We start from the raw sequence: 3548 nt of genomic DNA, 5'->3' as shown, positions 1-3548 counted from the left end.
GAGCATTGATCCAAACTCACTCTACGACCTGCTCACCTCTCAAACTGCGCTAACTAGACGGTGCCCTCTGCAATGATGTGGAATGCCTCCTGAGTGACGCTTAAAATAACGATTCCAACGAAAATCGCGAGATAGAGTTTCACTAACTCGCGTCGGAAGGCGAACCGAAACGACTCCTTGGCGGACACCGGTGGCATAGATTCGCATCACACTCCATATATGTATATTACTTTTGTTATTAATGACGTTCTCTGACTGAGAGCCAAATATCCTGAATCGGCTATCCCTCTCACAATCGATTCAGGATACTAGAATCACACTAGCATCCCACTGAGATGGGCTGCCGTCGGCCAGTATCCGGACGAATTCCGGTGGCTATCGGCTCTTCTCACCCACCGGTTGTTATACGCCACAGATTATCCACCCGGATAGCTATGCTCGACCGTCTGGCAGTAATCATGACACATGAGTGCAGGGACCACACTTCCCGACGACGCGGGAACCGTTATCGTCGGCGCCGGCTGCGTCGGCTGTAGCGCCGCCTACCACCTGACTCGTCTCGGCCGTGAGGACGTGGTAGTCGTCGATCAGGGACCGCTGTTCGAGACCGGCGGCTCCACCTCCCACGCCCCCGGACTGGTCTTCCAGACGGGCGGCAACAAGCTGATGACCCGGATGGCGTCGTACACGCGCGAGTTGTACGAAGACCTCGAGAGCTTCCGGACGAGCGGCGGCATCGAGGTCGCGTACACCGAGGACCGCTGGGACTTCCTGAAACGAAAGCGCGAACGGGGCCAGGCCTACGGAATCGAGAACGGGGAACTCCTCTCGCCCGCCGAAGTCGCCGACCGCGTCCCGCAGATCGACGAGTCGGTCATCCGTGGGGGTTACTACGTCCCGACGGACGGCAAAGCCCACGCAGTCGACGCCTCGGCGACGATGGCCGAGACGGCTCGAGCGGCGGGCGCCGAGTTCTACGGCGAGACGACGGTGACCGATCTCGACGTCGAAGGTGGCGAAATCCGGGCGGTCGTCACCGACCGCGGCCGCATCGAGGCCGACGAGGTGCTCCTCGCGACGAACATCTGGGGCCCGCTGTTCGGCGAGATGGTCGACGTCGATATCCCGCTGATCCCCTGTGCCCACCAGTACCTCGTCTCGGACGACCTCCCGGAACTCGCGGGGGCGAGCCGCGAGATCGAACAGCCACTGCTCCGCCACCAGGACCGGTCGCTGTACTTCCGCCAGCACGGCGAGCGCTACGGCGTCGGCTCGTACAACCACGAACCGTTGCTGGTCGATCCCGCGGACATCTACGGCCCGGAGCGACTCGAGGATCTAGGCCTCGAATACCCCTCGCTGCGGGAGTTCACCGCGGAGCACTTCTACGAGAACACCCACCCCGATCACGAGGGGGCGGCCTACGACGCGGCGTGCGAACTCGTCCCGTCGCTGCGAGACGCCGAGTTCGAGTCCGGGATCAACGGCATGTTCTGTTTCACCCCCGACGGGATGCCGATCCTCGGCCCGACGGCGGAAATCGACGGGCTCTGGTGGGCGCTCGCGATCTGGGTCACCCAATCGGGCGGTGCCGGGAGCATCGTCGCCCACTGGATGGAAGACGGCGTCCCCCGCCTCGACGGCGAGCGCGTCGACGCGACGGGGGCGCACATTTCGCGGTTCCAGCCACACGCCGGTTCGCGGGAGTACACGCGGGGTCGCGGCGCACAGCAGTATCAGGAGGTCTACCAGCTGATCCACCCGCGCGAACAGCCCCGGGGCCAGCGCGGCCTCCGGCGAAGCCCGTTCTACCAGCGTCAAGCGGAACTCGGCGCTGAGTTCTACGACTCGGGGGGCTGGGAGACGCCACAGTGGTACGGGACGAACGAGTCCCTGCTCGAGGAGTACGACGTCCCGGACAGGCCCGACTGGCTCGAGCGCAACTGGTCGAAAGCGCAGGGCGTCGAGCACCGGGCGGTCCGCGACCGCGTCGGGATGGTCGACATGACCACCTACACCGGGATCGAGGTGACCGGCGACAGCGCGACGGCCCTCCTCCAGGGGCTCCTGACGAACGATATCGACGTCTCGCCGGGCCGGATCCGCTACGCGGCGATGTGCAACGAGGACGGCGGGATCCTCGCCGACGTGACGGTCGCCCGGTTCGCGGACGACCGGTACGTGGTGTTTACCGGCGGGGGTAACTCCGCGACGCTGCACTCCCGGTGGATCCGCGAACACGCGCCCGACGACGGCTCCGTGTCGATAACGACCCACGATTCGAGCATGTGCGGGATCGGCGTCTTCGGCCCAGAGGCGCGGAACGTCCTGTCGTCACTCGTCGAGGCCGACCTCTCGAACGACGCGTTCCCGTTCTACACCGCTCAGGAGAGCTACCTCGAGAGCGTTCCGGTCACGATGCTCCGGCTCTCCTACGCGGGCGAGCTGGGCTGGGAGCTCTACACGCCGATGGAGTACGGCGCGCAGCTCTGGGAACGAATCGAGGACGCCGGCGAGGAGTACGACATCGTTCCGATGGGCTGGAAAGCCCTCGATTCGACGAGCATGGAGAAGGGATTCCGGCTGTGGGGAACCGATGTCACTCCCGAGTACAACCCCTACGAGGCGGGAATCGGCTTCGCGGTCGACCTCGAGACGGATTTCGTCGGCAAGGAGGCGCTGCTCGAGGCTCGCGACGGCGGGATCGACCGGAAGATCGCCCCGATCACGCTCGACGAGCCCGGAATGGTCGTCGACGCCGGGCATCCGGTGCTCGATCCCGACAGCGGCGAGGTGCTCGGTGACGTCGCCCGCGCGGACTACGGCTACACGATCGATGCCGGGATCGCGTACGCCTATCTGCCGGCGGCCGACGCCGAGGCGGGCCGCGATGTCGAGATCGGCTACGAGAACGAACGCCACCCCGCGACGGTCCGGGACGAACCGCTGTTCGATCCCGACCGCGAGAAGATGATCCGTTAACAGCCATGAACGGGGAGGAACGAACCGTCGAGTTCGCCGACATCGAAGCGGCTCGCGACCGGCTCGACGACGAGTCGGTCGTCAAGCGCACCCCGGTCGAACGGAGCACGTCCCTGGACGAACTGACCGGCGGCGAGGTCCACCTCAAGATGGAGCACCTCCAGTGGACGGGCTCGTTCAAGACCCGCGGCGCGTACAATAAGATCGCACAGTGCGTCGCCGAAGGCGGGATGGAGCGGGTCGTCGCGGCCAGCGCCGGGAATCACGCACAGGGCGTCGCGCTCGCGGCGACGAAACTCGGCGTCGACTCGACGATCGTCATGCCCAGAGGTGCGCCCCAGGCGAAGGTCGACGCCACCCGGAGCTACGGTGCCAACGTGGAACTCGTCGGCAGCGACTTTCGCGAGGCGATGGCGCACGCGAAGGGACTCGTCGACGACGACGCGACGGAGTTCGTCCACGCGTACGACGATCCCGCGATCGTCGCCGGCCAGGGAACGCTCGGCCTCGAGATGGCCGACGACCTCCCGTCGGTGGACACCGTCGTCGTCCCGATCGGCGGTGGT

Annotated in this window: 2 protein-coding genes; both read left to right on the top strand. The window is 65.4% G+C overall.

Annotated features, from left to right (window positions below; translation table 11 throughout):
• The first annotated feature begins 465 nt into the window (after window positions 1-465).
• Window positions 466-2982 (top strand): GcvT family protein, encoded by a 2517-nt coding sequence (locus tag PGX04_RS13475; protein WP_273738971.1) that lies wholly within the window; start codon window positions 466-468, stop codon window positions 2980-2982.
• Between the two features lie 5 nt (window positions 2983-2987).
• The coding region (locus tag PGX04_RS13470) for a threonine ammonia-lyase (protein WP_273738970.1) at window positions 2988-3548 on the top strand (561 nt) is incomplete at its 3' end.

The organism is Natrinema soli (assembly GCF_028618695.1).
This window is presented reverse-complemented; position numbering and strand designations above follow the sequence as displayed.

What these genes read in the sequence shown, in the direction of transcription:
- PGX04_RS13475 (WP_273738971.1), top strand. Translation starts at nt 466, where the DNA reads ATGAGTGCAGGGACCACACTTCCCGACGACGCGGGAACCGTTATCGTC.